Below are 26,804 nucleotides of genomic sequence, written 5' to 3' on the forward strand. Positions count from 1 at the left end.
TTCTTATTCTTAGCGCGCCGGGCGCACGCCGGAGGTCTGAGCCTCCAGCATCAGCCGGTCGGTGGCCATCGGATCGTGGCCCAGGATCTCACCCTTGAAGATCCAGACCTTGATACCGCAGACGCCATAGGCGGTGTGCGCCGTGGCTTCGGCATAATCGACGTTCGCACGCAGCGTGTGCAGCGGAACGCGACCTTCGCGATACCATTCGACGCGCGCGATCTCCGCGCCGCCCAGACGGCCGCCGCAGGTGATCTTGATGCCTTCGGCGCCGAGACGCAGAGCCGACTGCACCGCACGCTTCATCGCGCGACGGAACGCCACGCGGCGCTCCAGCTGATCGGCAATGCCCTGCGCAACCAGCTTGGAGTCGATTTCCGGCTTCCGGATCTCGACGATGTTCAGGCTGACGTCCGAAGAGGTCAGGCTGCCCAGCTTCTTGCGCAGCTTCTCAATGTCCGCACCCTTCTTGCCGATGATGACACCGGGACGGGCAGCGTAGATCGACACGCGGCACAGCTTTGCCGGACGCTCGATCACGACCTTGGAGATCGCAGCCTGCGGCAGGTTCTTCATGATATACTGGCGGATCTTCAGATCCTCCAGCAGCAGGCGGCCATAGTCAGCGCCTTCGGCGAACCAGCGGCTGTCCCAGGTACGGTTGATCTGCAGGCGCAGACCGATCGGATTGCTCTTGTGACCCATAGTCTTACGCCTCCGCTTCTTCAGCTGCTTCACGCACGACGATGCGCACGCGGCTGAAGGGCTTCAGGATCCGGGTCGACTTGCCACGGCCGCGAGCGTGGAAGCGCTTCATGGTGAAGCTCTTGCCCACCGATGCTTCCGCGACGACCAGAGCGTCGACGTCCAGATTGTGGTTGTTTTCCGCATTGGCGATGGCCGAAGCCAGCACCTTGCGCACATCGACCGCCATCGCCTTCTTCGAGAAGGCGAGGATGTTCAGCGCTTCCTCGACCTTGCGACCGCGGATGAGCGTGGCGACCAGGTTCAGCTTCTGGGCCGAACCACGGATCTGCGTGCCAACGGCCAGCGCCTCATTGTCGGCGACGCGACGGGGAGCCTTTTCCTTGCTCATTAGCGCTTGCCCTTCTTGTCGGCAGCGTGGCCGGGGAAGTAGCGGGTCGGGGCGAACTCACCCAGCTTGTGACCCACCATGTCCTCGTTCACCGAGACCGGCACATGCTTGCGGCCGTTATAGACGTTAAACGTCAGGCCAACGAACTGCGGCAGGATGGTGGAACGGCGCGACCAGGTCTTGATCGGACCCGAACGGCCACCGGCGTCCTGCGCCACTTCCGCCTTCTTCAGAAGGCTGAGGTCCACGAACGGACCTTTCCAGACGGAACGAGCCATCTCGCTTACCTCTTCTTCTTAGCGTGGCGGCTACGGATGATGAACTTGTCCGTCGCCTTGTTGTGGCGGGTGCGCGCACCCTTGGTCGGCTTGCCCCAGGGGGTGACCGGGTGACGGCCGCCCGAGGTGCGGCCTTCACCACCGCCGTGCGGGTGATCGACCGGGTTCTTCGCCACACCGCGCGTCAGCGGACGCTTGCCAAGCCAGCGGTTGCGGCCGGCCTTGGCGAGGTTGGTGTTAGCATTGTCCGGGTTCGACACGGCGCCGACGGTGCCCATGCAGTCCGAACGGATGTAGCGCTGTTCGCCCGAGGACAGGCGAACCATGACCATGCCACGATCGCGACCGACCAGCTGGGCGTAGGTGCCCGCCGAACGGCAGAGCTGCCCACCCTTGCCGGGCTTCATCTCGATATTGTGGATGATGGTGCCGACCGGCATCTGGCCGAGTTCCATCGCATTGCCCGGCTTCACATCGGTCTTCTTGCCCGCGACGACCTTGTCACCGGGAGCCAGACGCTGCGGCGCCAGGATATAGGCCTGGGTGCCGTCGGGATAGTTGACCAGCGCGATGAAGGCGGTGCGGTTAGGGTCATATTCCAGACGCTCGACCGTACCCTCAACGTCCCACAGACGACGCTTGAAGTCGACGATGCGGTAACGCTGCTTGTGACCGCCGGCGATGCCGCGCGAGGTCACATGGCCCTTATTGTTGCGGCCACCGGTCTTGCGCTTGCCTTCGGTCAGCGCCTTGACGGGCTTGCCCTTGTGCAGGCCGCTGCGATCGACGAGAATCAGACCGCGCTGAGCGGGGCTCGTCGGGTTGTAGCTCTTAAGCGCCATGATCAGCGCACTCCTTCGGTGATGTCGATCGACTGACCATCAGCCAGACGAACGATCGCCTTCTTCACATCCGACCGCGTGTAGGGCTTGCCCTTCCACTTCTTGGTCTTGCCCTTGGCGACCAGCGTGTTCACGCTCTTGACGGTCACGCCCCAGAGCGCTTCAACGGCCGCCTTGATCTCCGGCTTGGTCGCATCGTTGGCGACCTTGAAGACCACGGCATTGTTCTCGGAGAGAAGGGTTGACTTCTCGGTGATGACCGGAGCGACAACGACGTCATAATGACGGTTATCGACGGTTGCGGCCTGCTTCTTAGCCATTAAAACGCGCCTCCAGCTTTTCGACCGCGGCGCGCGTCAGCACCAGCGAATCCGCCTTAAGGATGTCGTAAACGTTGGCGCCGACAGCCGGCAGCAGGTTCACGCCGACGATGTTCGCCGAAGCCTTCGCGAAGCTGACATTCACCGCGTCGCCGTCGATAAATAGCGCCTTGTTGAGGTTCAGCTTGGCGAGATGTGCGACCAGAGCCTTGGTCTTGCCTTCCGCCACATCGAGATTGTCGAGGACGATCAGCGAGCCGTCCTTCGCCTTCGACGACAGAGCCATTTTGAGGCCCAGCGCACGAACCTTCTTGTTGAGGTCGTGGCCAAAGTCGCGGGCACGGGCGCCGTGCGCCTTACCACCGCCGATGAACACGGGCGCCTTGCGATCGCCGTGACGGGCGGTACCACCACCCTTCTGGCGGCCGAACTTCTTGCCGGTACGGGCAACGTCCGAACGCTCACGGGTGGCGCGAGCCGGAGCGCGACGCTTTTCCAGCTGCCAGGTAACGACGCGATGCAGAATGTCGGTGCGGGGCTCGACGCCGAACACGGCATCGTTCAGCTCCAGCTCACCAGCCGCTGCTGCGTCGAGGGTCTGTACATTGACCTTCATGATTAGCCCTCCTGGCCTTCGGTCGCTTCGGGAGCGGCCGCTTCTTCAGCGGGCGTCTCGGCCGGAGCGGGGTTGCTGTTGGCGGCCTGCTTGAGACTCGCCGGATAGGGCGCATCAGCCGGACGCTTCACCTTGACGGCGTCGCTGACGGTCAGCCAAGTGCCCTTGGCGCCCGGAACGCTGCCCTTGACGAACAACAGGCCACGCTCGACATCGGTGCGGACGATTTCGAGGTTCTGCTGGGTCCGCTCACGGTCACCCATGTGACCCGCCATCTTCTTGTTCTTGAAGACGCGGCCCGGATCCTGGCGGTTACCGGTCGAACCATGGGCACGGTGGCTGATCGACACGCCGTGGGTGGCGCGCATACCGCCGAAGCCCCAACGCTTCATGGCACCGGCAAAACCCTTACCCTGGGTGTGACCGGCAACATCGACCAACTGACCGGCAATGAAGTGATCGGCCGCGATTTCAGCGCCGACATCGAGGAGCGCATCCTCGGCGACACGGAATTCCACCAAGCGCGCCTTGGGCTCCACTTCCGCCTTGGCGAAGTGACCGCGCTGCGGCTTGGCGACATTCTTAACCTTCGCGACACCCGCGCCGAGCTGAACCGCGACATAGCCGTCCCGATCAACTTCCTTGCGAGCCACGACCTGATTGCCCTCAAGGGCCAGAACCGTAACCGGTACATGCCGTCCGTCCTCCTGGAACAGACGGGTCATCCCGACTTTCTTAGCGATCACGCCTGTGCGCATCACTGATTACTCCCATAGAGGCCCGCCTTAGCAGCGGGCGTATCCAACGAAAAAACCGCTCAGGATCCCTCCTTCGCGGCCCAACCCAAATATAGATCACCCCGTCCGGGTTGGATGCCACCCCCTACTCGGGAACGGCGACGGGGGACCAGGACCACGAGCCTTTCCGGTTCACCGGATCGCCGTGCGGTATCCCTTGTGTCGTTTGAGCTTCCGGATCCCGGAATGCCCGATACCCTGCCCTCCCCAAGGAAAGCAGGGACTTGCCAGCTTAGGCCAGCTTGATTTCGACGTTCACGCCGGCAGCCAGGTCCAGCTTCATCAGCGCATCGACCGTCTGCGGCGTCGGCTGCACAATGTCAAGCATACGCTTGTACGTGCGGACTTCGAACTGCTCGCGCGACTTCTTGTCGATGTGCGGACCACGGTTCACCGTGAATTTTTCGATGCGCGTCGGAAGGGGAATCGGACCGCGAATAAGGGCGCCGGTGCGGCGGGCGGTGTCGGCGATGTCGCCGGTCGCCTGATCAAGCACGCGATGATCGAACGCCTTGAGGCGAATGCGGATGTTGCTGTCCATTGTTCCTGTACCGATGCGAAAGAGCCAAAAACAAACCGCCCCAGCCTTGCCCTTCTAGCTCATTCGAGCCGGAGAAAGGCGATCCGAGGCGGTTGAAATCCTCAGCGGCGCGAATCAGACGATTCGCGCCGCTGCGGTCCTATATTACTTCGAGATCGTGCCGACAACCCCGGCACCGACGGTGCGGCCGCCTTCACGGATGGCGAAGCGGAGACCCGCGTCCATCGCGATCGGGGCGATCAGCTTCACGCCGAGCTTCACATTGTCGCCAGGCATGACCATCTCGGTGCCTTCCGGCAGGATAACTTCGCCGGTGACGTCGGTGGTGCGGAAGTAGAACTGCGGGCGATAGTTCGCGAAGAATGGGGTATGACGGCCGCCTTCTTCCTTCGACAGAACATAGACTTCCGCGTCGAACTCGGTGTGCGGCGTAACCGAACCGGGCTTCGCCAGAACCTGACCACGCTCAACGTCTTCACGGCCAACGCCACGAACCAGAGCACCGATATTGTCGCCGGCTTCACCCTGATCGAGCAGCTTGCGGAACATTTCGACGCCGGTGACGGTGGTCTTGCGGGTGTCGCGGATGCCGACGATCTCGACTTCCTCACCAACCTTCACGATGCCGGTCTCGACGCGGCCGGTCACGACGGTGCCGCGGCCCGAGATCGAGAACACGTCTTCGATCGGCATCAGGAACGGCTTGTCAACCGGACGCTCCGGCTGCGGGATGAAGCTGTCAACGGCAGCCATCAGCTTCAGGACAGCCTGCTTGCCGATTTCGTCGTTGGAACCGTCCAGCGCCTTCACGGCCGAGCCGGGGATGACGGGGATGTTGTCGCCGTCGAAGTCGTAGGACGACAGCAGCTCGCGGATTTCCAGCTCAACCAGCTCGAGGATTTCCGGATCATCGACCAGATCGACCTTGTTCATGAACACGACGAGCTGGGGAACGCCGACCTGCTTGGCGAGCAGGATGTGCTCACGGGTCTGGGGCATCGGGCCGTCGGTGGCCGAAACGACGAGGATCGCGCCGTCCATCTGGGCAGCACCGGTGATCATGTTCTTGACGTAGTCAGCGTGACCCGGGCAGTCGACGTGCGCATAGTGACGGGCTTCGGTCTCATATTCGACGTGGGCGGTCGAGATGGTGATGCCGCGCTCGCGCTCTTCAGGAGCCTTGTCGATGTTGGCGTAATCAACGAAGGTCGCGCCGCCGGTTTCGGCGAGCACCTTGGTGATCGCTGCGGTCAGCGAGGTCTTGCCATGGTCGACGTGACCGATGGTGCCGATGTTGCAGTGCGGCTTGTTCCGCTCAAACTTAGCCTTAGCCATTTTATCCTACCTTCTAATCAAATCAGCTTTGGTCTGACCGCTCGGCCGCGCCTCGCGAAGGCGCGTCCATAGCAGCAAATTCACAGATTACCAGCCCCTAACCGAGCCGTTTGCACGGCCCGGCCAAGGAAAATCATCAGGCCATCTTCGCCTTGACTTCGTCCGCCACATTCTGCGGCACTTCGTCATAGTGGGAGAAGATCATCGAGTAGTTCGCACGCCCCTGGGTGAAGGAACGCAGCGAGTTCACATAGCCGAACATGTTGGCCAGCGGGACCATCGCCTCGACCACCTGCGCGTTGCCGCGGCTGTCGGTGCCCTGGATCTGGCCACGGCGGCTGTTCATGTCGCCGATGACGTCGCCCAGATATTCCTCCGGAGTGACGACTTCGACCTTCATGACCGGCTCGAGCAGCGTGATGCCCGACTTCTGCGCCGCTTCGCGCATCGCAGCGCGGCCGGTGATTTCGAACGCCAGCGCCGACGAGTCGACGTCGTGGTAGGCGCCGTCATAGAGCAGGATTTCGAAGTCGATGATCGGGAAACCGATGAGCGAGCCGGTGGCCGCCGTTTCGCGCATGCCCTTTTCGATCGCGGGGATATATTCCTTGGGAATATTACCGCCCTTGATCTCGTCCTTGAAGATGATGCCCGCACCGCGCTCGCCCGGAGTCAGCTTCACCTTGATGCGGCCGAACTGGCCGGTGCCGCCCGACTGCTTCTTGTGGGTGTAGTCGATATCGACCGGCTTCTTGAGATATTCGCGATAGGCCACCTGCGGCGCGCCGACATTCGCCTCAACCTTGAACTCACGCTTCATGCGATCGACGAGGATTTCGAGGTGCAGTTCGCCCATGCCCTTGATGATGGTCTGGCCCGATTCGTGATCGGTCGTGACGCGGAAGGACGGATCCTCGGCAGCCAGGCGGTTGAGCGCGACGCCCATCTTTTCCTGGTCCGCCTTGGTCTTGGGTTCGACCGACAGCTCGATGACCGGCTCCGGGAATTCCATCCGCTCCAGGATGATCGGCTGGCGCTCGGCGCACAGCGTATCGCCGGTGGTGGTTTCCTTCATGCCGGCCAGCGCGACGATGTCGCCGGCATAAGCGGCATCGATGTCCTCACGCGAGTTCGCGTGCATGAGGAGCATACGGCCGATCTTTTCCTTCTTGTCTTTGACCGAGTTCAGATAGGTGCCCTTGGTCAGGGTACCCGAATAAACGCGCAGGAAGGTCAGCGAGCCGACAAACGGATCGTTCATGATCTTGAACGCCAAGCCCGAGAAGGGCGCGTCGTCTGCGGTCGCGCGGCTGTCGGGCTGATCGTTGTCGGGGTTGATGCCCTGAACGTCCTCGATGTCGAGCGGCGAAGGCAGATAGTCGACGACCGCGTCGAGCAGGGGCTGGACACCCTTGTTCTTGAAAGCCGAGCCGCACAGCACCGGCACGAACGACTGGTTCAACGTGCCCTTGCGGATCAGCTTCTTGAGCGTAGCGACGTCGGGCTCATTGCCTTCCAGATAGGCTTCCATCGCCTCGTCGTCCTGTTCGACGGCAAGTTCGATCAGCTTCTCGCGATATTCGGCAGCCTTGTCGGCGAGGTCGTCCGGGATCGCTTCATAGGAGAATTCGGCGCCCAGATTCTCATCCTTCCAGATGATGGCGCGATTCTCGACCAGATCGACAAGGCCCTTGAACTCCGATTCCGCGCCGATGGGCAGATAGAGGACGGCCGGGGTCGCGCCCAGGCGATCGATGATCGTCTGCACGCAATAATAGAAATTGGCGCCGGTGCGGTCGAGCTTGTTGATGAAGCACATCCGCGGAACCTTGTACTTGTCCGCCTGGCGCCACACGGTCTCCGACTGCGGCTCGACGCCGGCAACGCCGTCGAACGCGGCGACCGCGCCGTCCAGCACGCGCAGCGAACGCTCGACTTCGATGGTGAAGTCGACGTGGCCGGGGGTGTCGATGATGTTCAGGCGATGCTCGGGGCCCTTGCCCTCTTCGGCCTTCCACACGCAGGTGGTCGCAGCCGAGGTGATGGTGATACCACGCTCCTGCTCCTGCTCCATCCAGTCCATGGTGGCGGCGCCGTCATGGACTTCGCCGATCTTGTAGGACTTGCCGGTATAGTAAAGGATACGCTCGGTCGTGGTGGTCTTGCCGGCGTCGATATGCGCCATGATACCGAAATTGCGATAGCGTTCGAGCGGATGGCTGCGGGCCATGATGCTTCTCCGTTGCCGGCACGCCGGCGGTGAGTGAATGAGTCTTGCGGCTGGCCCCTAAACCAATCCGTCCGCCATGGGTAGCCCCACGGCGAACGGACCGATCTTCAAAACCATGATAGTGAGCGGGCACGGGAGCGCCCGCTTCACATTACCAGCGGTAGTGCGAGAAGGCGCGGTTCGCTTCCGCCATGCGGTGCGTGTCTTCGCGCTTCTTCACGGCATTGCCGCGGTTGTTGGCGGCGTCCAGCAGCTCACCCGACAGACGGGCGGCCATGGTGGTTTCGCTGCGGTTGCGCGAAGCCGTGATCAACCAGCGGATGGCCAGCGCCTGGGCGCGCTCGGGGCGCACTTCGACGGGAACCTGGTAGGTCGCACCACCAACGCGGCGGCTGCGGACCTCGATGCCGGGCTTCACATTGTTCAGCGCATCATGGAACATCGCGATTGGGTCCTTCTTGGACTTCGTCTCGACGGTTTCGAGCGCACCGTAAACGATGGACTCGGCGACGGCCTTCTTGCCGTCCTGCATGATGCTGTTCATGAACTTCGACAGCACGATATCACCGAACTTGGGATCGGGCAGGATAACGCGCTTTTCTGGGCGACGACGACGTGACATGCTCTAGTCTCCCTTACTTCGGACGCTTCGCGCCGTACTTCGAACGGCTCTGCTTACGGTCCTTGACGCCCTGGGTATCCAGAACGCCGCGCAGCACATGGTAGCGCACACCGGGAAGGTCGCGTACGCGACCGCCGCGGATCAGCACAACGCTGTGCTCCTGAAGGTTGTGGCCTTCACCCGGAATGTAGGTGATGACTTCGCGCTGGTTGACCAGACGCACCTTCGCCACCTTGCGGAGAGCCGAGTTCGGCTTCTTCGGGGTCGTCGTGTAAACACGGGTGCAAACGCCGCGCTTTTGCGGGTTCGCTTCCATTGCAGGGACCTTCGACTTGGTCTTCTGCAGCTCGCGGCCCTTGCGGACCAGCTGGTTGATTGTTGGCATGAAGCCCTTCACCTTTTCAGTTACTTTACCGGAACCATCCCCGCGTTGCTTGCTGCAGAAAGGCGCGAAGCCTTAAAACAGCAAAGGTCCCGGAGGGCAGATGCCCCCTGGACCGCAAGAGCAGCCGGCAATGTTCAGCTCTGCCCAGCACCCTTGGCCTGAAGACGAATCTGTCAGGATTTCCGGTAGCTGAGCAGGCGCGCCTATAGACATGGCGTCATTCAGGGTCAAGCGGCGGCCCGACAAACTTCGTTTCGCGTGCGAACCGGCATGGTGAACGACTCATTAGGAAATTGCTAAGGGTAGGCAAGCTATTGTTTCTAAACAGGCGCCCACTCACGAGCGCCCATATGGACAGGTCGTGACCCCACTTTCTCCTTTTACCGGCGAGTTTTGCAACCCGGCCCGGGAAGCTGCATTTCAGGGGGAGCGGCTGCCTGAGTCGTGCCGCCATGCGCGCACCCTGTTTATCCTTTCTGCGATCCTCAATGCGCTGTTCCTGATAAGCGATTGGCGTTTCGCCGGTACGCCTCATTTTTGGGTAGCCATTCCGGCGCGGCTGACGGTCGTACTCTGGTCGCTGGTCTGCCTGTCATTCAGCCGCAGGATGACTGATTTCAAGGCGGTCGAGCGCCTCTGCTTCATATGGCAGATCGTCACCGCGATCGGCGTCGCCTTCCTAGTCAGTTCACGCAGCGACATAGCCATTTTCGTGTTGGTGATGCTGCCGCTGGTCTTCTATCTTGTCGTGCCTACCAGCTTTCGCGGCAATTTCGGGGGCGGTCTCGGCTGTGGGATCGCGCTGCTGATCGGCTATCTCTCGCCTGCGCCTTTATCGCCGACGACGCCAGGAATGATCCTGGCAGTGCTGATGCTCCACTGCGGCATGTGGATCGCCATCAGCCGGACCAACCGCCTCCAACGGCAGGAATGGTTGGCGAGCCAGGCGGCCCAGGAAGCCCGGGCAGCCCTTGCGAGCAACAGCGAAACGCTTGAGCGCATGTTCATGAGCGTGCCGATCCCTCTGCTGGTTACGCGCCCGGACGGCACCGTTGTCCGCTTCAACGACGCAGCCGCCCGCGCTTTCGGCTCGGACGGTGATATCTCCCGCGTACATCTGTTGGGCGAAGGCGCAGCAGCCAAGGCCAGCCTGCGCGACCAGATCGCAACCGGAGAAGCGGTGGACAATCAGGAATGCCGCATCGTGGGCAAGGACGCCGTTGTTCACGACGTCCTGCTTGCCTCGCGCCCTATCATGGTGGGGGGGGAGGAATGCGTCCTTTCCAGCATCGTCGATATAACCGACCGGAAGGAGGCAGAGCGGCATCTTGCCCATCTCGCCATGACCGACGCGCTCACCGGCCTTGCCAATCGATCGCACTTCATGGCGACGCTGGCGCAGGCGGCCAGTGCGACCGACCGGGCCGGCGGGCAGATGGCGGTGGTGCTGATCGACGTCGATGAGTTCAAGCGGATCAACGATAGCGCGGGGCATGATGTGGGCGACGCGCTGCTCTGCGCAGTCGGCGAGCGACTGCGCACTGCGGTTCGGCCCGGGGATCTGGTCGCGCGCATGGGTGGGGATGAATTTGCCGTACTGCTGACCCGGCTACGCAACGCATCCGACCTGGAGACTATATTGGCGCGGATGACGGCACAGTTGCACCAGCCGTTGAGCCACGGCGCTCGCGATGTGGACTGCCGTGTAAGCATGGGTGTAGCGCTCTTCCCCGAACATGCGGGCGACATCGCGGACCTCATGAAATTCGCCGACATCGCCCTTTATGAAGCAAAGAATGGCGGCCGCGGCCGGGCTTGCCTGTTCGAGCCTTGGCTGCTGGAGCGATGGCAGCGCGAGGCCCGTATGCTGGAACGCGCGCGCCATGCGCTGGTCCACGCGCCGCCCGCACCCTGGTATCAGCCCAAGGTCGATCTTGCGACCGGAGCGATCATCGGCTTCGAAGCGCTCCTCCGCTGTGTCCGTGCAGATGGAACCATTATCATGCCCGGCGAGATCGCCGCGGCGTTTGAACATTCGGAACTGGGCCGCACAATCACTGACCGGATGCTGGCACAAGTGCTTGCCGACTGCCGTCGATGGCACGAACATGGGCTTGATATCGGCCATGTCGCGATCAATGTGCCGGGCGTGGAACTGCACGACAGCGGCTTTCCCGATCGCCTGATCGCGCAATTGGAAAAAGTGGGCGTGCCGCCTTCGAAGATCGAGTTGGAGGTGACCGAATCAGTCTTCCTTGGCCGCAATGCCGAAGTTGTGGAACGCAGCCTGCACCGGTTGAGCAGCGCGGGCATATCCATTGCGCTCGATGATTTCGGCACGGGCTATGCGTCGCTCTCTCACCTCAAGCAATTTCCGATCGACGTCATCAAGATCGACCAGCGCTTCGTCCGCGATCTCGAGACTGATCCGGATGATGCGGCCATTGTACGGACGTTGCTCAATCTCGCCTACAGCCTCAATATCCGTACTGTGGCGGAAGGCGTCGAGAATGTGCACCAGCTCGACTATCTTCGAGCGGGCGGATGTCATTATGCACAGTGCTTCCACTTTGGCGCCGCCGTGCCTTCAGCCGAGGTTCCTGCCCTGCTTGGCTGGCATGCCGCCGCGATCTCCCAAATCGGCTGAAAATATTTTGTCGGGTCGGGAACCGGACTGCCGATAACACGTTTCACCCCACCTTCATTTCGACTCGTCACGAGTCCGTTCCAGCGGATTCGCGCGTCCTCTCTCCTTTTGCTACCGGCCCGAATCTCGAAAAAATCGAACGCGGGGTCGCAATTGTTATATCGGAGTAAGAAGGGGGTTGCCGCCCTCTGGGCCAGGATTGTCGCCCTGTGTTCGGAGCGGGAAATCTTCCTGCGATCTGGCGGACAGGTCAAGTTCATCCGGATATCCACCCGCGTTCAGCTGTCGGCCGCCGCCGTCCTATCGTCGCTCCTGCTCGGATGGATTGCGCTCACCCTTTCCATGGCGCTTCGTCCATCATCAGTGGATCGCGAACGGGCCGCGCTCGATGCTCAGGGCCGCGCCGTTGCCAAGGCAGCGAGTAAGGTGGAGGGCTATCGCCAATCAGTCGAGAACCTCGCCCGCGACCTTGAGGCGCGGCAGAACTTCATGGACGATCTGTACCGCACCCATTTCGGCAAGGAAGAAAGCGGTGCGGCGGAAGGACTGGTCGGCCAGCCGGACAAGGCTACCTCCAAGGACGGCGCGCATGCGCTCAAGGTCCGCATCGGCGCCGCCCCTGAAGCCGAGCCCCTGCTGACGATCGATGCGCGCCAGCGGCGTTTCGCGATGCTGCTGACCCGTGCCGTGGAGCGGCGCGCGGACAAGACGGCGGCGGCGATCCGCAGCTTTGGCCTCAACCCCGACACGCTGGCGCGAACCGCGGCCCGAGCGCAGGGCGGCCCCTTCGTCCCCTGGCGCGGCCAGCGCGACGCGATGCCGAAGGAGTTCGAACGGCTGGCAAGCGCGCTGTCCCGCATGGAATTTCTGGAAAGCAGCCTGATGACAATCCCTTCAGGCCGCCCGACCCTGGCGCCGATGCAGTCCAGTTCCTACGGCTATCGCCGCGACCCGTTTAACGGACATGCCGCCTTTCATGCAGGCATCGACTTTCCCGGTAGCCATGGCCAACCGATCCTGGCGGCCGCTGCAGGCAAGGTCAGCTTTGTCGGCCAGCGCAGCGGTTATGGCAATGTGGTGGAAGTGAGCCATGGCAACGGCCTCATGACCCGCTACGCCCATCTATCCGGCTTTGCCGCGCGGGTCGGTGAGCAAGTCGATCGCGGCGTCATGATCGCTCGCATGGGTTCGACCGGCCGATCGACCGGCGACCATCTGCATTTCGAGGTACGGCTGAACGGTCAGCCCATCAATCCCCGCCGTTTTCTAGAGGCACGCAAAGATGTTCTCCAAGTCCAGCAAATCGCCACGGCCCGCCTCGCCGATGTCGGTCACCGTGGCTAAGGGCTCGTCCTTCTCGCTGATTGCGGGCGGCGTTTCGATCAGCGGCGACATCAGCGCTTCGGTTGATTTGCATATCGACGGCGAGGTGACTGGCGACGTCAGCTGTGTGGCGCTCGTCCAGGGACCGGGCAGCCAGGTCACCGGCCATATCAACGCGCAAAGCGCGCGGCTCGCAGGGCTAGTGGACGGATCTATCACCGCTGATGATCTGGTCATAGAAAGCAGCGCGCGGATCAGCGGCGATGTTTTCTATGAGCGCATTTCGATCGCACCCGGCAGCCGCATCGATGGACGCTTTACGCACAAGGAAAACGGCCCTGCGGGCGGCGGCGAGCTGAAGCTGATCACCGCCGAGAACGCCGCCTGATCTTCGTCAATTCACCGGAGCGCGTCGCCGGTAGCTGAGCGCTTCTGCGACATGCACGCGGCCCACTCTTTCCGCTCCGGCGAGGTCCGCGATGGTCCGCGCCACCCGCAACACCCGCGTATAGCCACGCGCCGACAGCTTCATCGCGGCCGCCGCCTGAGCCAACAGATCGCGCCCTGCCGCGTCAGGGCCAGCCACATCCTCCAGCCGCTCGCCATCCACCTCCGCATTGGTACGTATCTTGCTGCCTGCATAGCGTTGCGTCTGCACCTGCCGGGCCGCAGCGACGCGCGCCGCGACCTCGACCGAACCTTCCGAGGGCGGCGGAAGGACGAGATCGGCGGCGGTTACGGCCTGCACCTCAACATGCAGGTCAATACGGTCGAGCAGCGGGCCAGAGACCTTTGCCTGATAGTCGGCGGCGCAGCGCGGGGCGCGTGAACAGGCCAAGGCGGGATCACCGAGATGGCCGCAGCGGCAGGGGTTCATCGCAGCTACCAGCTGCACCCGCGCAGGGAAGGTCACATGCGCATTGGCGCGCGCCACCGTCACTTCGCCAGTCTCCAGCGGCTGGCGCAGCGAGTCGAGGACGGTGCGTTGAAACTCGGGCAGCTCGTCAAGGAACAGCACCCCCAGATGCGCCATGCTGACCTCACCGGGCCGCGCCTTATTCGCAACAGGGAGGCATCTGATGTGCGAGCCTACAGTAGCAATCGCCATCGTGGCGGGCGTGACCTCGGTCGCCTCCACCGCCGCGTCCATCGTTGGCCAGATGCAAAGCGCCAAGGCCCAGAACAAGGCCATTGAGCAGCAGGCCGAAGCCGTCGCTGAAGAGAACCGACTGTCCGCCTCGGCTGACATGTTCGAACGCGACCGCGCCGCCCGCCGTGAGCAATCGCGCATCCGCACCGCAGCTGGTGAAGCTGGTCTCGTGCTCAACTCAGGGGCCATTGAAAACCTCCTGATGGACAGCGCCATGCAGAACGAGCTGGCGAACGACCGAACGCTCGCCAACCGGGAAAGCCGGGACAAGGCGAACATCGCGGAGGCCAACTCCATGTACTCCAAGGTCCAGTCACCGACCGCCCTCGGCGCGGGTCTCCAGATCGGAGCATCGGCCGCAAGCGCGTGGTCCGGCGTCAGGGACGCTCAGATGAAGGTGAAGGTCGAAAAGGCCAAGACGAAGAAGGCCGGTTATAAAATACCATGAAAATCTGAAGCCCCATATACGCACACCGTCGAACCCGGTCCCCCCTGGGGGGCGGGGTAGCTGGGGTGCGGCAGGGAGTTCCCGGGGGTAGGGTCACTATGGACGTCCATCCCCGGCACACCTTCAGGCCGCCTATTGCGCTCGAAGCGGCCGGGCCACCTCGAAGCAGTAGGTCTTCCTGCCTAGCCGCAGCGTCGTGCGGGTGTGCTTCAGGGACGGACCACCCCACTGCGCCCGCGCCTCCCATGCTTCCCGCGCAATACCGATGCGCTTGTCGGGTGGCATGAGGCCCGCCTCTTCCGCGTAGTCCAGATCAATGGAGACCACACGCAGTGCGCGGGAGTGGTTCACGGCTATTTCAAACATCATATTGTGCCACCTTGTTGGCGTTGAGGGCTGCCCATCTAGGGTGGAGAGGCATCTAAGTCTCTAATAATAAACCACCTTTAGCCGGACCTTCAGGCTACCGGGAAGGCCCCACGGATTTCTGCGGGTCCCTTCAGGCCCCCCGCGTCCAAGCGAGTCCGATCTACGATGAAGCGAATTATGGATCAGGCGCGAAAACGGTCGATTTAGATACAACCTCCGCCACTGTATCGGAAAATAGCTTTACAGGTATTTCGATCCACTCCTATTTCCGGTGCACGTTTCCGATACAGAAGGATCACCATGGCCCGCACCTTCGCTTACTGCCGTGTCAGCACCACCGATCAGACCACCGACAACCAAGTCCGCGAGATTGAGGGGGCAGGATTCGCCATCGAACCTAAGCGGGTCGTGAGCGAGACCGTCTCCGGCTCCGTCGCCGCCATGGAGCGCAAAGGCTTCGCGCAGCTGGTGGATCGACTGGAGGCTGGCGATGTGCTGATTGTGACGAAGCTGGACCGGCTGGGCCGTAATGCGATGGACGTTCGCGCCACGGTGGAGAAGCTGGCCGGTGAAGGCGTCCGCGTCCACTGCCTCGCCTTGGGTGGAGTGGACCTGACCAGCCCGGCGGGGAAAATGACCATGGGCGTTATCAGCGCCGTGGCCGAGTTCGAGCGCGACCTCCTGATTGAGCGCACCCAAGCGGGCCTGAGCCGCGCCAAGGCTGAGGGGAAGACCTTAGGTCGCCCGTCTGCCCTTTCACAGAAGCAGCAGGAAGCCGTGAGGTCACGCCGGGCCGCTGGGGTGTCTTTGGGGACGCTGGCGAAGGAGTATGGCGTCAGCCGCGCCGCGATCCAACGGGCGGAGAAGCGGGCCTGAGGTTTCCCCTCGGGTGGCCGCTGCCCTGCTTTGTTTTTTCCGCCGTTCAGCGCCCACAGCCTCCATAGGAGGCCCTCAGGCATCCTCATTGGTTCGAACATCATCCCGTCCGCTGCCGTCCCATTCGGGCGGGATTTTTCAGCCACCATCAGCACAGGAGGGCGCATGCCCCGAAAGAAAATACCCGTACCGGTTCCACCGGCTTCCAAATGGTGCCACCAGTGCCAGCAAGTGAGGCCAATCCAGATGTTTGGGCAGGACCGAAGCAAGAAGGACGGGATGCACTACTGCTGCCTGCGCTGTGCGGACGAGAAGGACCGCCAACGGGCTGCAAGGGGCGCGGAGTTTTCTCGACTGGCCTGCCGGTCAGTTTTCCACGCCTAAACGCAACGTCGTGCTTCTATTCTACTTCTTCGCTCCGACAGCTGCGGCGGTAGCGACGAGGCCCGCACCAGGAAAGCCCAGCATACTTAAGACAACTTCCGAGAGCCCGGCGACAGCGAAAGGGAGAGGGTCGCGGCATACCGCCGACTTTACGCGACCGAGCCACCGAGCAGCATCTATGACAAGTCCGTCACCATACTGCCCCCACTTCTCATCCGCCGCAGCGTCTAGAAGAAGGCCTAGCGCGCTGTGAAGGCACCTGAGGTCTTCTAGGAGCGCCTCCCGTTCTTCGAGGGGCGGCCCTCCGTTGCCTCCAGGAGCATCGTAGTGGGCGATCAGCGCATCGATTGAGGACAACGCTGCGGGGACCATCATGCGAACGGCCTGAGCCTTCTCCGCCGGGGACGCGAAACCAGTCCAAGATGCAGAGTGGATGGCGATGGTCGCATCACTCGTGCCCGTAGGAGCCGTTTGGGGCATCCCCAAAGTGATAGGCTCACCGCCTATGGTAAGGCGCTCGCCCTCGATAGTGAGATGAGTCGTCTCAGTGCCGTTAGCCTGATGACGATGGACGGTGTCCAAAATAGGGGACTGGGAAGCTGTCTCCGCTTCATTGGCGAGATAGCCATTCTGGACGTAGCCATTTTCAACATAGCTGTTACCGAGAGGCTGCGCCGCTCCCCCCAATGGCGTCGACCCGATTGGTCCGCTTCCCAATACCAACGGTCCCTCCCTTCCTTGATCGGATATTCTATCCTGCATTACCGGTCTTCAGGAACCACGCCAATCGCTGAAGCAGTAGCCGCCGCCCACGAGGGAGAAAAAGCCAGCCGCCGGTCTATCCTCGACTCCATCACGTGGCAGGCATGAGCATCCGTGAGGTAGCGAAGGTCGCTGCGGCTTCCTTTGCCATGGTCCCGAAGGCCCTAAGGAAAGTCGCCTAAGTCTCCGCCTTGCCTTATTCCGCAGCGGCTTGAGCGGCCGGAGCTGCCTCCCGCCTGCTCTTCATGATGTCCAACAGGCTGGTCTTCAGTTCAGGCACCTTGTCGAGCGCCTTTTGAAATGCGGGGCTGGCGGTAAGCTCATGCCACGGGCTTCCGTAGGTCTCGTCATCAACTAACCTGAGGGGAGCTTCCTCCAACCTGGTAAGCGCCGATGCAAAAAGCCTAGCTTCGAAGCTCTCATCGATCCTTGCAGCTTCCCGCCGATAGCCCTCGTATGCCTTAGCTACGGATGCTTTGAAGGAATAGTCCTCCTGGAGCTTGAAAAGCTGACCAATCTGCTTGGTCGACAACCAAGCGAACCAAAGCGGCGCACCGATGCTGAGTATAGAGATAACTAGGCTGGACCAAACCCGCACCCCGTCAGCATCGGATGTCAGCAACTTTTGCAGTTCCGAGATGCGGTAGGCTCCTGCGCACCCGATAATTAGCAACGAAACGACGAGCCCGGCGACCCAACGACGTACCGACCAATGTAATTTGTCCGCGCGACTGTCGAAAGCCGCTGCCAGTCCGACTGTTGTCGTCACCCGATATGCTTCGCTGCATTCAGCGACGAGCTTCGCTGCCGTTTCCTTATGTTTCTCTAACGCACTTACGGCCGACGTTGCCTGCTCGAGCGCAGCATCTATCCGCCCTGCAGCGGATGAGGCCGACGTCCGATGGCCCTCGATTTCCGAGCGAGCCTCAGTGAGCGTCGCGAGATCGGTTGGCAAATTAAGGGCGGCCTCTCGAGCCGCCTCTATGTCCTCTATCGCCTTGTCCAACGCAGATGTGCGCGGTTCGAGAGACTTGAGCCGCGCTTCTACGCTGCGCAGCCTTGTCGCCAGCGGCTTCGGAAGAACGTCAGCCGGGACCGATTTCCAATCCACTGGAGCCGGTTCTGCGGGCAACTCGTGGCCAATAACCAGGAAAAGGTCAAAAAGCTGCTGAACGACAATGGTGGAATTTCCGCCGGGCAAGTTTGGCAGGACGTTTCCAATTTCGTATGTAATGCGGGCTGGCAATTCTCGAAGTAGGTTTTCGAGAGTGACGTCTAAATCGTCCGCCGTGAGCGACCGAACTCGCTGAGCTAGCCTGTCAGGGACTGCAGCAAGCTCGCGCCGAGTAATAGCCGGGTACTGCCAGCCCCACACCTGATTGTAAGGCGGCTCCTCATTATGAGTCGCGAGGATTTTTTCTGATAGGTTTTCTAATGCCGCTGCCGCTTCTTCGATAATCTTGTCCATCCCGCCGATCGTGTCCCAACACATGGTGTAGGTTCGCCGGCGTAGCCATGGCGATCTCCGGCTAGAGCCGGGTTGATCATGCTGCCATAGGCGGCAGCGTGACGAGGGGATCATCGCCGATTTGGGCGACGCTTTCCAGTGTCATGTAGCGGGAGCGCTGGACGGCCCATTCATCATTTTGTTCCAGCAGGATAGCCCCGACTAAGCGGGTGATGGCGTCTTCGTTGGGGAAGATGCCGACCACTTCTGTTCGCCGCTTGATTTCGCCGTTGAGGCGCTCGAGCGGATTGGTCGAGTGCAACTTCGTGCGATGCTGGGGCGGGAAGGACATGTATGCCAATACATCTTGCTCTGCATCATCCATCAGCTTGGCGAGCTTGGGCACTGCCGGTCGAAGCTGATCAGCCACCTTGCGCCACTGGATCGTGGCGGCCTCGGCGGTTTCCTGAGCGTAAGCGGTGGCGATCAGTGCGGAGACGACACGGTTCCGGCTCCGCCCGGCATGAGCGATGGCATTGCGGGCAAAATGGACGCGACAGCGCTGCCAGGTGGCATTGAAGACACGCGACACCGCCGCCTTGATACCCTCATGGGCGTCGGAGATGACGAGCTTCACACCGCGCAGGCCCCGCCGCGCCAGATTGCGCAGGAAGTCGGTCCAGAAAGTCTCGGCTTCCGATGCGCCGATCGCCATGCCCAGCACCTCGCGGCGGCCGTCGCTATTGACGCCGACCGCTATGGTGACCGCCACTGAGACGACCCGCCCCGCCTGCCGTACCTTGAGGTAAGTGGCATCGACCCAGAGATAGGGCCAGTCGCCTTCGATGGGCCGATCGAGGAACGCCTTCACCCGCTGGTCGATCTCCTGGCACAGCCGGCTGACCTGGCTCTTGGAGATGCCGCTCATGCCGAGTGCGTTACGCCCTTCGGGCGTGGCCTTCGGCTGACCAGATCGTCGACGGAGCGCGTCGAAATGCCCTGTATGTATGCCTCCTGGATTACGGCTGTCAGCGCCTTCTCCGCCAACCGGCGAGGCTCCAGGAAGCCGGGGAAATAGCTGCCGGTGCGCAGCTTGGGGATGCGCAGTTCGACCGTTCCGGCCCGCGTCTCCCAATCCCGATCGCGGTAGCCATTGCGCTGGGCCTGCCGCTCTGCGCTCTTCTCGCCATAAGCGGCGCCCGTCAGCCCACCGACCTCGAGTTCCATCAGCCGCTGCGCCGCAAAGCCGATCATCTCGCGTAGAAAATCGCTGTCGGCACTCTTTCCCAGCAGCGCCTGAACGTCCATCATCTCCTTGGTCATCGGGATCTCCATAGCTTGAGTCTCGCAACCCAAATCTATCCGAGATCTCCGATGGCCACCCGCGAAACTGACCGGCCGCTACTGCGCTTGATCGATGAGCGCGCGTCCGGTCAGCTTCGCTAACCGTCGAGCTACACCATCACCGGGGACACGACCATCCCGCCCCCTTTAGTGCGAACAATTAGCTATTCCGAAACTTGATAGTTGCACCTGCCCACCATTCATCACGCTAGCACAAGCCTGCCATGCGGCCTTGATACCTATTCCGCTAGCAGCGCGTATTCGAAAGCCATTGGTTTAAGCTGGTCGGGATTTAATCGCCAAGGCTGAAGGCGATGGACGGTCCCACCCGATGCGATAGGCTGGGGTCCATGCCGATCCAAGTCTATGGAGTGAACCACGAACAGCGCGTTGTTAATAGTACCACTCTGATGCAGCGTCACCTCGTTCGCTGTGAGCATGATAGGGCCTAAACCGCCAGTCGTGCCCTTAACCTCGACCACGGTTTTGCAGCCGTTCTTCGAGGCGAGAAAGTCGTATGATGCTGTTGCAGAGTGGTCTTCAACGGTGAAACCCTCACGCTCCAATATCGACTTCGCAAGCTCCATCGCTCGCCTTTCCACCGCCTGTCGCTCTGGCCCCGAAAGACCGCGCCCTTGCCCAGCCCTGGAGCGCCCCATAAGGGGCTTTGCAATTTCATCGACTGCCTCAACGGCCTCAATGATCTCAGGCGCTATCTCCCCAGGCATTCGCCTTTGATCCTGGGCACAGTAGAGCTGTCCCAAGAGCCCGGCGAACATGACTGCATCGGCAGTTAGCTGAGCTTCATCTGGAAGATTGTCAGCCGGATACCAAATGCCCGCCACAGTCGATTTTTCGTAAGGCTTCGCCAACTTCCCTGGGCCCTCGCCCAGATCAATCTTGCTTTGCACCCTTGGGTCGCGCAAAAGCGCATCCCCCAACGTTGTGCGGGCCCAGGTCAATAAATCAGCGAGCTGTCCGTCAGCTCGCGGCACGAACATCCCGTTGAGGAACGATGTGGATCCATGAGCCAAGGCCAAATAGACACCAGATCCATCGGACCGGAAGAGATAGACGCAATACCAGCCATTTTGGGCGGACGGTGAACGGCTGGCGGAAAGAAACGCGCCCAGGGTATGGCCGTCTTCCTGCCGGTCCCATCCCTCCCTTCGAAGCGCAGATCGCTTATCAGCGGGCCCATTGCATGCTGAAGGTTGCCGGATATGCGGCTGAGTTCGGCAGGAAGCTCCTTCCGAACGACGACCCCTCGGCGCTCCATGGCAGGCGTGTTTGCGCTGTCCCATTCGAGTTGCAGCTCTAAAATTTCGGCGAGTACGTTCCGCATCTTGCCCTCAACATTTGAATGGGTCTTTACGCTCTCATCGGGAATAAGTTGTGACCTCCGGCGGCCGCGATCTCCAGCGCACGCTTCGCGGTTTCCTGCCCTTTGACCTGCTTGAGGTCAGAGGTGCGCAGCGGCGGTTCGACCGCGCCGGGCCGTGGAGGCGAGAGCGCCGCACTGCCCTTGAAATGGTTGAGAAGGCTGAGCAAATCGGGAGCCGCGATCACCTCAACCTGACCCGCCCATGCCGCCTCCGGTCCTTGGGATACCGGGCACACCAAGCCGAGTTCTCGTTCTCCGGCGTGCAGGGCGGCGAGCAGGACGCCCGGGGTCGAGGCGATGCGTCCGTCCAAGCCAAGCTCCCCGACCACCACATAACCGGCCAGCGTCTCGGCATCGATCACGCCCATCGCGCCGAGAAGTGCAAGCGCTATGGGCAGGTCGAAATGAGAGCCTTCCTTTGGCAAGTCAGCGGGAGAAAGGTTGACGGTGATGCGCTTGGGCGGGAGGGACAGGCCAATCGCCGCGATGGCGTTACGCACACGTTCGCGGCTTTCCGCCACCGCCTTGTCAGGCAGTCCCACAACGATGAAATTGGGCAAGCCGGGAACCAGTTGGCACTGTACCTCCACGCTGCGCGCGTCCAGCCCGAGATAGGCGACCGTCGATACCGTCGAAACCAATGTGCCCCCATTTTCCTATAAAAGCCGCGCGTACTGCGGCGTCAGCCCTGCTCGATGGGGCGTCCCTTGAAGCCCTGCGCCACGACATACCATTCGACGCTGCCTTTCCGGCTCGCGGGTGGCTTGGCATGTTTGATCGTGGTGAAATGCTTCTTCAATATGGCGAGCAGGTCAGCGTCGGTGCCGCCCGCAAATACCTTTGCGACAAAGGTGCCGCCCTTTCGCAGATTTTCCACAGCAAACCAGGCGGCCGCTTCGACAAGCGCCATGGTCCGCAAATGGTCGGTCTGCGCATGGCCTACCGTGTTCGCCGCCATGTCTGAAATAACGAGGTCGGGCGCATCCCCCAGCGTCTCGGCCAAGAGAGCAGGCGCCTTGTCATCCATGAAGTCCATCTGAAACAGGGTGACGCCGTGGATGGGATCAGTAGGCAGCAGGTCGATGCCGACAACCTTGGCCTTGGGCGCCAGCTTCCTGACCACCTGCGCCCATCCGCCGGGCGAAACGCCCAGATCGACGACGGCACGCGATCCCTTCACAAAGTGGAACTTCTCATCCAGTTCGATCAACTTGAAGGCGGCGCGGCTGCGCCAGCCTTCCGCCTTGGCGCGGCGGACGTAGGGGTCATTGAGTTGCCGCTCGAGCCACCGCGTCGATTGCGCCGTCCGCCCTTTGGCCGACTTGACCCGGACCTTGCCCGCACCTGCACCTCTCACATCATTGCTCCGTCGCGGTCCATGAGGCCCCGTAAAATTCCCTCGCGTATGCCGCGATCGGCCACACCCAGCCGTTCGGCGGGCCAGATGTCGAGGATGGATTCGAGGATCGCGCATCCTGCCACCACCAGGTCCGCTCGCTCCGATCCGATGCAGGGCAGCTTTTGCCGTTCCGGCAACGCCATGGTGGACAGCCTGCCGGAAATTGCGCGCATCGACGCCGACGGTACGATCAGCCCGTCGATCGCCTGCCGGTCATAGCGCGGCAGATTGAGATGCAGGCTGGCCAGCGTCGTCACCGTGCCCGAGGTGCCCAGCAGCCGGATCGCGGGGGCCTCACGAGGAAGGCGGCGGGCGAGCGGCGCGAAAGCATCGGCGACCCGCGACCGCATTCGCGAATAGGCGGCTAACCGCTCGCCAGGGTCGGCATGTTCGAACAATTCGCTTTCTGTCAGCGAGACGACACCCCAGGGAGCGCTGACCCAATCGACGATATGCGGCGCGCCGGAGCGATTGGCGTCAACCAGGACCAGTTCGGTGGACCCGCCGCCAATGTCAAAGATCAGCGCGGGGCCATCGCCCGGTTCCAATAAGGCATGGCAACCCATCACCGCCAGCCGCGCTTCTTCCTGCGCACTGATGATGTCGAGCGCTATCCCGGTTTCGCGATAGACGCGCTGGATGAATTCAGCGCCGTTGGAGGCACGGCGACAGGCTTCCGTCGCGACCGACCGGGCCAGGGTGACATGGCGGCGGCGTAACTTGTCGGCGCAGATCGACAGGGCCGCAATGGCGCGATCGATGGCAGCGTCGCTGATCCGGCCCGTCGATGCCAAGCCTTCACCCAGCCGGACGATACGGGAAAAGGCATCGACAACAATGAAGCCATCGGCAGAGGGCTTGGCGATCAGCAGGCGGCAATTATTGGTGCCAAGGTCGATCGCCGCATAAGAGCGTCTGCCGCGCGGCAAATGAGGCAAGGAGCCCCGCTGCTTCGACGGGGGAGGTATGGCCGCAGCCTTGCTCCCATTACCCTGGCCGGAAAGGGCGTCCTTGCCCGAAGCGCCCCCGGCGGGACCGGAACTCTGCGGCAATGGGCGGCTGTGCTGCACCATGGCCGTAACTCTTTTCTTCTTCGCCGACACCGACAGGTGACGGAACTTGGGTTCAGCCTATGCGGATGCAAGGCAAAGCGCAAGACGCGGCCAGAAAAGCCGATAACATTGCGCTACGGCATGCGGGCTTGATCAGAGCGGCAGTAAAGCCGCCACGATCCAGCGCTCTTCGGCCCGAAGCACGCCCCAAGCGCGCGCCGCGGCGCGGCTGTCCATGGCTTCGACGCCGATGCCTTTCGCTTCCAGTTCGCGAACGAAGGCGCGCGGCGGTTGGCGCAAACCTGCTCCGGTGCCTAGCAGCAGGAATTCCGGCAGCGGGTCGGTGTCCAGAAGATCCCCCAACGCGGCGATCGACAGTTCATCGGCCGTGGGCGCATCTTCCCATGCAAGTGCGCGCGCGGGGTTTAGAAGCAGTCCGCCGGGAAAGACATCATCCCTAACCCGAAAACCGCGACCCGCAAAGCCGGTGATAATCGGCCCCTGCCCCGCCTCATCGCGGCGCAGTTCGATGCCGGTGCGCTTGTCGGTCAGGGCCGCGCCCCATCATCACGCGGCCCGAGGCGCTCGGCGCGATCGGCAATGTTGGTCTTGCTCGCCTTGCGCTCCGCCAGCTGGGGCGAAAGACCGAGCGTGATCAGCAACGACGACGACACATAAACCGAAGAATAGGTGCCGACGATGATGCCCAGCATCATGGCGGCGGTGAAGCCGCGCAGCACATGGCCCCCAAAGAGCAGCAGTGCGCCAAGGGCGAGCATCACGGTGACCGAGGTCATGACCGTACGCGGCAGCGTTTCGTTGACGGACAGATCGATGAGCGCCTTCATATCCATCTTGCGATATTTGCGCATATTCTCGCGGATACGATCGTCGATCACCATCTTGTCGTTGATCGAATAGCCGACGATCGTCAGCACGGCGGCCACGATATTGAGGTCGAATTCAAGCTGGGTGATGGCGAAGAAGCCGAGCGTCATCAGCACGTCGTGCATGATCGCGACGAAAGTCGAGACGCCGAACTGCCATTCGTAGCGGAACCAGGAAAAGATCGCGATGCCGATCACGGCCAGCATCACCGCCAACACGCCGTTCTGGATCAACTCGCCGGATACCTTGCCCGACACCGTGTCGTAACGGGAGAAGGTAACGCCCGCGAATTGGGCCGTCATGGCGTTACGCGTCTTTTCGACAACCGCGTTCGCTGCACCAGCACCGCCCTGTTCGGGCAGCGGAAGGCGGATCTGCACGGTGTTGGGATCGCCAAACTGCTGGAGCGAGCTTTCGCCCACATCCAACGCCGCGATCGTGCTGCGAACACGGTCGGTTTCGACAGCCTGCGGAAAGCGCGCCTCGATCATCAGGCCCCCGACGAAATCGACGCCCAGGTTGAGGCCGCGATAGGCGGTGGCGCCGACGGCAAGCACGGTCAGCAACGCCGTCAGGGCGAAGGCCCAGTGGCGCAGCTTCACAAAGCCGATATTGGTATTGTCGGGGACGAGCTTCAGAAGTTTCATGGGTCTTTCTCCCGGCCCCTTAAATGTGGATCTCGGTCGGACGCTTGGCACGGAGCCAGCGCGACGCGAGCAGGCGGGTGAAGGTCACGGCAGTGAACACGCTGGTCGCGATGCCGATCAGCAGCACGATGGCGAAGCCCTTGACCGGGCCGGAACCCAGCGCAAGCATGATGCCGCCCGCGATGGCATGGGTCACGTTGGCTTCGAAGATGGTGCGGCTGGCTTCTTTGTAACCGAACTGGATCGCCTGCACGACGCCGCGCCCGCGCCGCCGCTCTTCGCGGATGCGTTCATAGATGAGGACGTTGGCGTCCACCGCGGTGCCGATCGTGAGCACAAATCCCGCAATGCCTGGCAGCGTCAGCGTCGCGCCGAGCATGCCCATGACGCCAAGGATCACGAGCACGTTGATGGCGACGGCCATGTTCGCATACATGCCGAAGCGGCCGTAGCTGGCGAACATGAAGATCGCGACAGCGGCAACGGCGATAACCGACGCCAGCAGGCCCGCGCGGATCGAGTCAGCGCCGAGCTGCGGGCCGACAGTGCGTTCTTCGACGACAGTCAGGGCCACCGGCAGCTTGCCCGAGCGGAGCGCGATGGCTAGCTGATTGGCGCTTTCCACCGTGAAGTTACCGCTGATCTGAGCGGAGCCGCCAAGGATCGGCTCGTTGATGTTCGGCGCTGACAACACCTTGCCGTCCAGGATGATGGCGAAGGGCCGGTTGACATTCTGCGACGTTACTTGGCCGAATTTACGGCCTCCCGATCCGTTGAAGCGGATGTTGACGATCGCCTGGTTATTCTGGTCATAGCCCTGCGTGGCGTCCGTCAAATCCTCGCCCGACACCATGACCTGCCGCTTCACGGCGATCGCCGGAACGCCGGATGGATTGGCGGGATAAGGCAGCACTTCGCTGCCGACCGGAGCGCGGCCTTGGGCGACTTCGGCAGGATTGGCGCTGGTATCGACGAGCTTGAATTCGAGCTTGGCGGTCTGCCCGAGGAGGTCCTTGAGCGCCTTTGGATTCTGAAGGCCCGGCACCTGGACAACGATGCGGTTTCCACCCTGCTGCTGGATCGTGGGCTCGCGGGTGCCCATTTCGTCGATGCGCTTGCGGATCACTTCGGTCGCGACTTCCATCGCGCCCTTGACCGCATTGTCGATCCCCGCCTCTGTCGGCGTGATCACGACCGTGGAACTGTTCACCACCTCCACATTGAAGTCGCGCTGACCCGTAAGACCCGCGCCTTGGGTCAAAGGTCGGATGCGCTCGACCGCGGCATCGACCTGCGCAGGATCGCGGACCATGAAGCTGAGCTTCCCGTCGCGGCTGGAGATGTCACCGATCGCGATCCGCGGCGCGCCACGGCGCAGTTCGGTGCGAACCTGCTCCTCCATGTTGGCGAGCCGCTGTTTGGCCACATCCTGTGTCGAGGCTTCGAGCAGCAGATGGCTGCCCCCCGAAAGGTCGAGGCCCAGATTGACACGGGTCTGCATGAAGTGCGGCAGCCGCTCGACCGTCGTGTCGGGCAGGAAGCTCGGCACCGCGCACAGGATGCCGATGACCAGAGGCAGCAAAATCGCCGCGATGGCCCAGCGCGAGAAGTTCAGCATCAGG

The 26,804-nt window shown here is 62.1% G+C and carries 25 protein-coding genes and 3 pseudogenes; 5 read left to right on the forward strand and 23 right to left on the reverse strand.

What is annotated here, in order from left to right:
- Positions 1 to 9 precede the first annotated feature (9 nt).
- The 12 genes from rpsC to rpsL form a co-directional block, all read right to left on the reverse strand.
- On the reverse strand, positions 10 to 705 hold the full coding sequence (gene rpsC, locus EP837_RS06030; RefSeq protein WP_066525416.1) for a 30S ribosomal protein S3: 696 nt from the start codon (positions 703 to 705) through the stop codon (positions 10 to 12).
- A gap of 4 nt (positions 706 to 709) precedes the next feature.
- Positions 710 to 1,096 carry a 50S ribosomal protein L22 gene (rplV, locus tag EP837_RS06035; protein WP_066525420.1) on the reverse strand — a complete coding sequence of 129 codons (387 nt, stop codon included), beginning with the start codon at positions 1,094 to 1,096 and terminating at the stop codon, positions 710 to 712.
- Positions 1,096 to 1,374, reverse strand: a complete 279-nt coding sequence (gene rpsS / locus EP837_RS06040) for a 30S ribosomal protein S19 (protein ID WP_007686576.1) — start codon at positions 1,372 to 1,374, stop codon at positions 1,096 to 1,098. The genes rplV and rpsS overlap by 1 nt, the downstream gene beginning before the upstream one ends.
- Positions 1,375 to 1,379: 5 nt before the next feature.
- Positions 1,380 to 2,216 carry a 50S ribosomal protein L2 gene (gene rplB / locus EP837_RS06045; protein WP_066525423.1) on the reverse strand — a complete coding sequence of 279 codons (837 nt, stop codon included), beginning with the start codon at positions 2,214 to 2,216 and terminating at the stop codon, positions 1,380 to 1,382.
- A 2-nt stretch (positions 2,217 to 2,218) separates the two neighbouring features.
- Positions 2,219 to 2,536 (reverse strand): 50S ribosomal protein L23, encoded by a 318-nt coding sequence (locus EP837_RS06050; RefSeq protein ID WP_066525425.1) that lies wholly within the window; start codon positions 2,534 to 2,536, stop codon positions 2,219 to 2,221.
- Complete coding sequence (rplD, locus tag EP837_RS06055; protein ID WP_066525428.1) at positions 2,529 to 3,152, reverse strand: 50S ribosomal protein L4; 624 nt, start codon at positions 3,150 to 3,152, stop codon at positions 2,529 to 2,531. The genes EP837_RS06050 and rplD overlap by 8 nt, the downstream gene beginning before the upstream one ends.
- A gap of 2 nt (positions 3,153 to 3,154) precedes the next feature.
- Positions 3,155 to 3,910 (reverse strand): 50S ribosomal protein L3, encoded by a 756-nt coding sequence (gene rplC / locus EP837_RS06060; protein WP_066525430.1) that lies wholly within the window; start codon positions 3,908 to 3,910, stop codon positions 3,155 to 3,157.
- Positions 3,911 to 4,181: 271 nt separating this feature from the next.
- Positions 4,182 to 4,490 (reverse strand): 30S ribosomal protein S10, encoded by a 309-nt coding sequence (rpsJ, locus tag EP837_RS06065; protein WP_007686587.1) that lies wholly within the window; start codon positions 4,488 to 4,490, stop codon positions 4,182 to 4,184.
- A 144-nt stretch (positions 4,491 to 4,634) separates the two neighbouring features.
- Positions 4,635 to 5,825, reverse strand: coding sequence for an elongation factor Tu (gene tuf, locus EP837_RS06070; RefSeq protein ID WP_066525434.1), 1,191 nt, complete (start codon positions 5,823 to 5,825; stop codon positions 4,635 to 4,637).
- A gap of 136 nt (positions 5,826 to 5,961) precedes the next feature.
- Positions 5,962 to 8,055, reverse strand: coding sequence for an elongation factor G (gene fusA / locus EP837_RS06075; RefSeq protein ID WP_066525438.1), 2,094 nt, complete (start codon positions 8,053 to 8,055; stop codon positions 5,962 to 5,964).
- A 151-nt stretch (positions 8,056 to 8,206) separates the two neighbouring features.
- Positions 8,207 to 8,677, reverse strand: coding sequence for a 30S ribosomal protein S7 (gene rpsG / locus EP837_RS06080; RefSeq protein WP_037464411.1), 471 nt, complete (start codon positions 8,675 to 8,677; stop codon positions 8,207 to 8,209).
- A 13-nt stretch (positions 8,678 to 8,690) separates the two neighbouring features.
- Complete coding sequence (gene rpsL / locus EP837_RS06085) at positions 8,691 to 9,062, reverse strand: 30S ribosomal protein S12 (protein WP_007686591.1); 372 nt, start codon at positions 9,060 to 9,062, stop codon at positions 8,691 to 8,693.
- Between the two features lie 361 nt (positions 9,063 to 9,423).
- Between rpsL and EP837_RS06090 the strand changes: the two genes are divergently transcribed.
- From EP837_RS06090 to EP837_RS06100, 3 genes are all read left to right on the forward strand, one after another.
- Positions 9,424 to 11,709 carry a putative bifunctional diguanylate cyclase/phosphodiesterase gene (locus tag EP837_RS06090; protein ID WP_066525441.1) on the forward strand — a complete coding sequence of 762 codons (2,286 nt, stop codon included), beginning with the start codon at positions 9,424 to 9,426 and terminating at the stop codon, positions 11,707 to 11,709.
- Positions 11,710 to 11,862: 153 nt separating this feature from the next.
- Positions 11,863 to 13,053, forward strand: a complete 1,191-nt coding sequence (locus EP837_RS06095) for a M23 family metallopeptidase (RefSeq protein ID WP_082919563.1) — start codon at positions 11,863 to 11,865, stop codon at positions 13,051 to 13,053.
- Positions 13,034 to 13,420, forward strand: a complete 387-nt coding sequence (locus EP837_RS06100; protein WP_197486317.1) for a bactofilin family protein — start codon at positions 13,034 to 13,036, stop codon at positions 13,418 to 13,420. The genes EP837_RS06095 and EP837_RS06100 overlap by 20 nt, the downstream gene beginning before the upstream one ends.
- Positions 13,421 to 13,426: 6 nt before the next feature.
- On the opposite strand, the pseudogene EP837_RS06105 reads toward EP837_RS06100, so the two are convergent.
- Positions 13,427 to 14,089: pseudogene (locus EP837_RS06105) on the reverse strand (ATP-binding protein); the annotation flags it as partial.
- A 52-nt stretch (positions 14,090 to 14,141) separates the two neighbouring features.
- Here EP837_RS06105 and EP837_RS06110 point away from each other — a divergent pair.
- Positions 14,142 to 14,630 carry a virion core protein, T7 gp14 family gene (locus tag EP837_RS06110; protein WP_156518408.1) on the forward strand — a complete coding sequence of 163 codons (489 nt, stop codon included), beginning with the start codon at positions 14,142 to 14,144 and terminating at the stop codon, positions 14,628 to 14,630.
- Positions 14,631 to 14,762: 132 nt separating this feature from the next.
- Here the strand turns inward: EP837_RS06110 and EP837_RS06115 are convergent, their stop codons facing one another.
- Positions 14,763 to 14,999: a hypothetical protein gene (locus EP837_RS06115; protein ID WP_066525448.1), complete on the reverse strand. Its 237-nt coding sequence runs from the start codon at positions 14,997 to 14,999 to the stop codon at positions 14,763 to 14,765.
- Positions 15,000 to 15,299: 300 nt separating this feature from the next.
- Here EP837_RS06115 and EP837_RS06120 point away from each other — a divergent pair, with 300 nt between their 5' ends.
- Positions 15,300 to 15,875 carry a recombinase family protein gene (locus tag EP837_RS06120; protein WP_066525451.1) on the forward strand — a complete coding sequence of 192 codons (576 nt, stop codon included), beginning with the start codon at positions 15,300 to 15,302 and terminating at the stop codon, positions 15,873 to 15,875.
- Positions 15,876 to 17,217: 1,342 nt separating this feature from the next.
- On the opposite strand, the gene EP837_RS06130 is transcribed toward EP837_RS06120, so the two are convergent.
- The 9 genes and pseudogenes from EP837_RS06130 to secD form a co-directional block, all read right to left on the reverse strand.
- Positions 17,218 to 18,489, reverse strand: a complete 1,272-nt coding sequence (locus EP837_RS06130) for a hypothetical protein (protein WP_156518410.1) — start codon at positions 18,487 to 18,489, stop codon at positions 17,218 to 17,220.
- 76 nt (positions 18,490 to 18,565) lie between these two features.
- Positions 18,566 to 19,791: pseudogene (locus EP837_RS06135) on the reverse strand (IS256 family transposase).
- 260 nt (positions 19,792 to 20,051) lie between these two features.
- Complete coding sequence (locus EP837_RS06140; RefSeq protein WP_082919564.1) at positions 20,052 to 21,116, reverse strand: MrcB family domain-containing protein; 1,065 nt, start codon at positions 21,114 to 21,116, stop codon at positions 20,052 to 20,054.
- Between the two features lie 85 nt (positions 21,117 to 21,201).
- Positions 21,202 to 21,837 (reverse strand): annotated as a pseudogene (locus EP837_RS06150) (magnesium chelatase domain-containing protein); the annotation flags it as partial.
- A gap of 41 nt (positions 21,838 to 21,878) precedes the next feature.
- On the reverse strand, positions 21,879 to 22,553 hold the full coding sequence (locus EP837_RS06155; protein ID WP_066525464.1) for an RlmE family RNA methyltransferase: 675 nt from the start codon (positions 22,551 to 22,553) through the stop codon (positions 21,879 to 21,881).
- Complete coding sequence (locus EP837_RS06160; RefSeq protein WP_066525467.1) at positions 22,550 to 23,668, reverse strand: Ppx/GppA phosphatase family protein; 1,119 nt, start codon at positions 23,666 to 23,668, stop codon at positions 22,550 to 22,552. Before EP837_RS06160 ends, EP837_RS06155 begins: the two co-directional genes overlap by 4 nt.
- Before the next feature lie 132 nt (positions 23,669 to 23,800).
- Positions 23,801 to 24,139, reverse strand: coding sequence for an Mth938-like domain-containing protein (locus EP837_RS06165; RefSeq protein ID WP_066525469.1), 339 nt, complete (start codon positions 24,137 to 24,139; stop codon positions 23,801 to 23,803).
- Between the two features lie 56 nt (positions 24,140 to 24,195).
- Entirely contained in the window at positions 24,196 to 25,182 is a 987-nt protein-coding gene (gene secF, locus EP837_RS06170; RefSeq protein WP_066525472.1) for a protein translocase subunit SecF, read from the reverse strand.
- A 19-nt stretch (positions 25,183 to 25,201) separates the two neighbouring features.
- Complete coding sequence (gene secD, locus EP837_RS06175; protein ID WP_066525474.1) at positions 25,202 to 26,800, reverse strand: protein translocase subunit SecD; 1,599 nt, start codon at positions 26,798 to 26,800, stop codon at positions 25,202 to 25,204.
- Between the last annotated feature and the right edge of the window lie 4 nt (positions 26,801 to 26,804).

The sequence above is a fragment of the Sphingobium sp. EP60837 genome, from assembly GCF_001658005.1.
Lineage (GTDB): Bacteria > Pseudomonadota > Alphaproteobacteria > Sphingomonadales > Sphingomonadaceae > Sphingobium > Sphingobium tyrosinilyticum.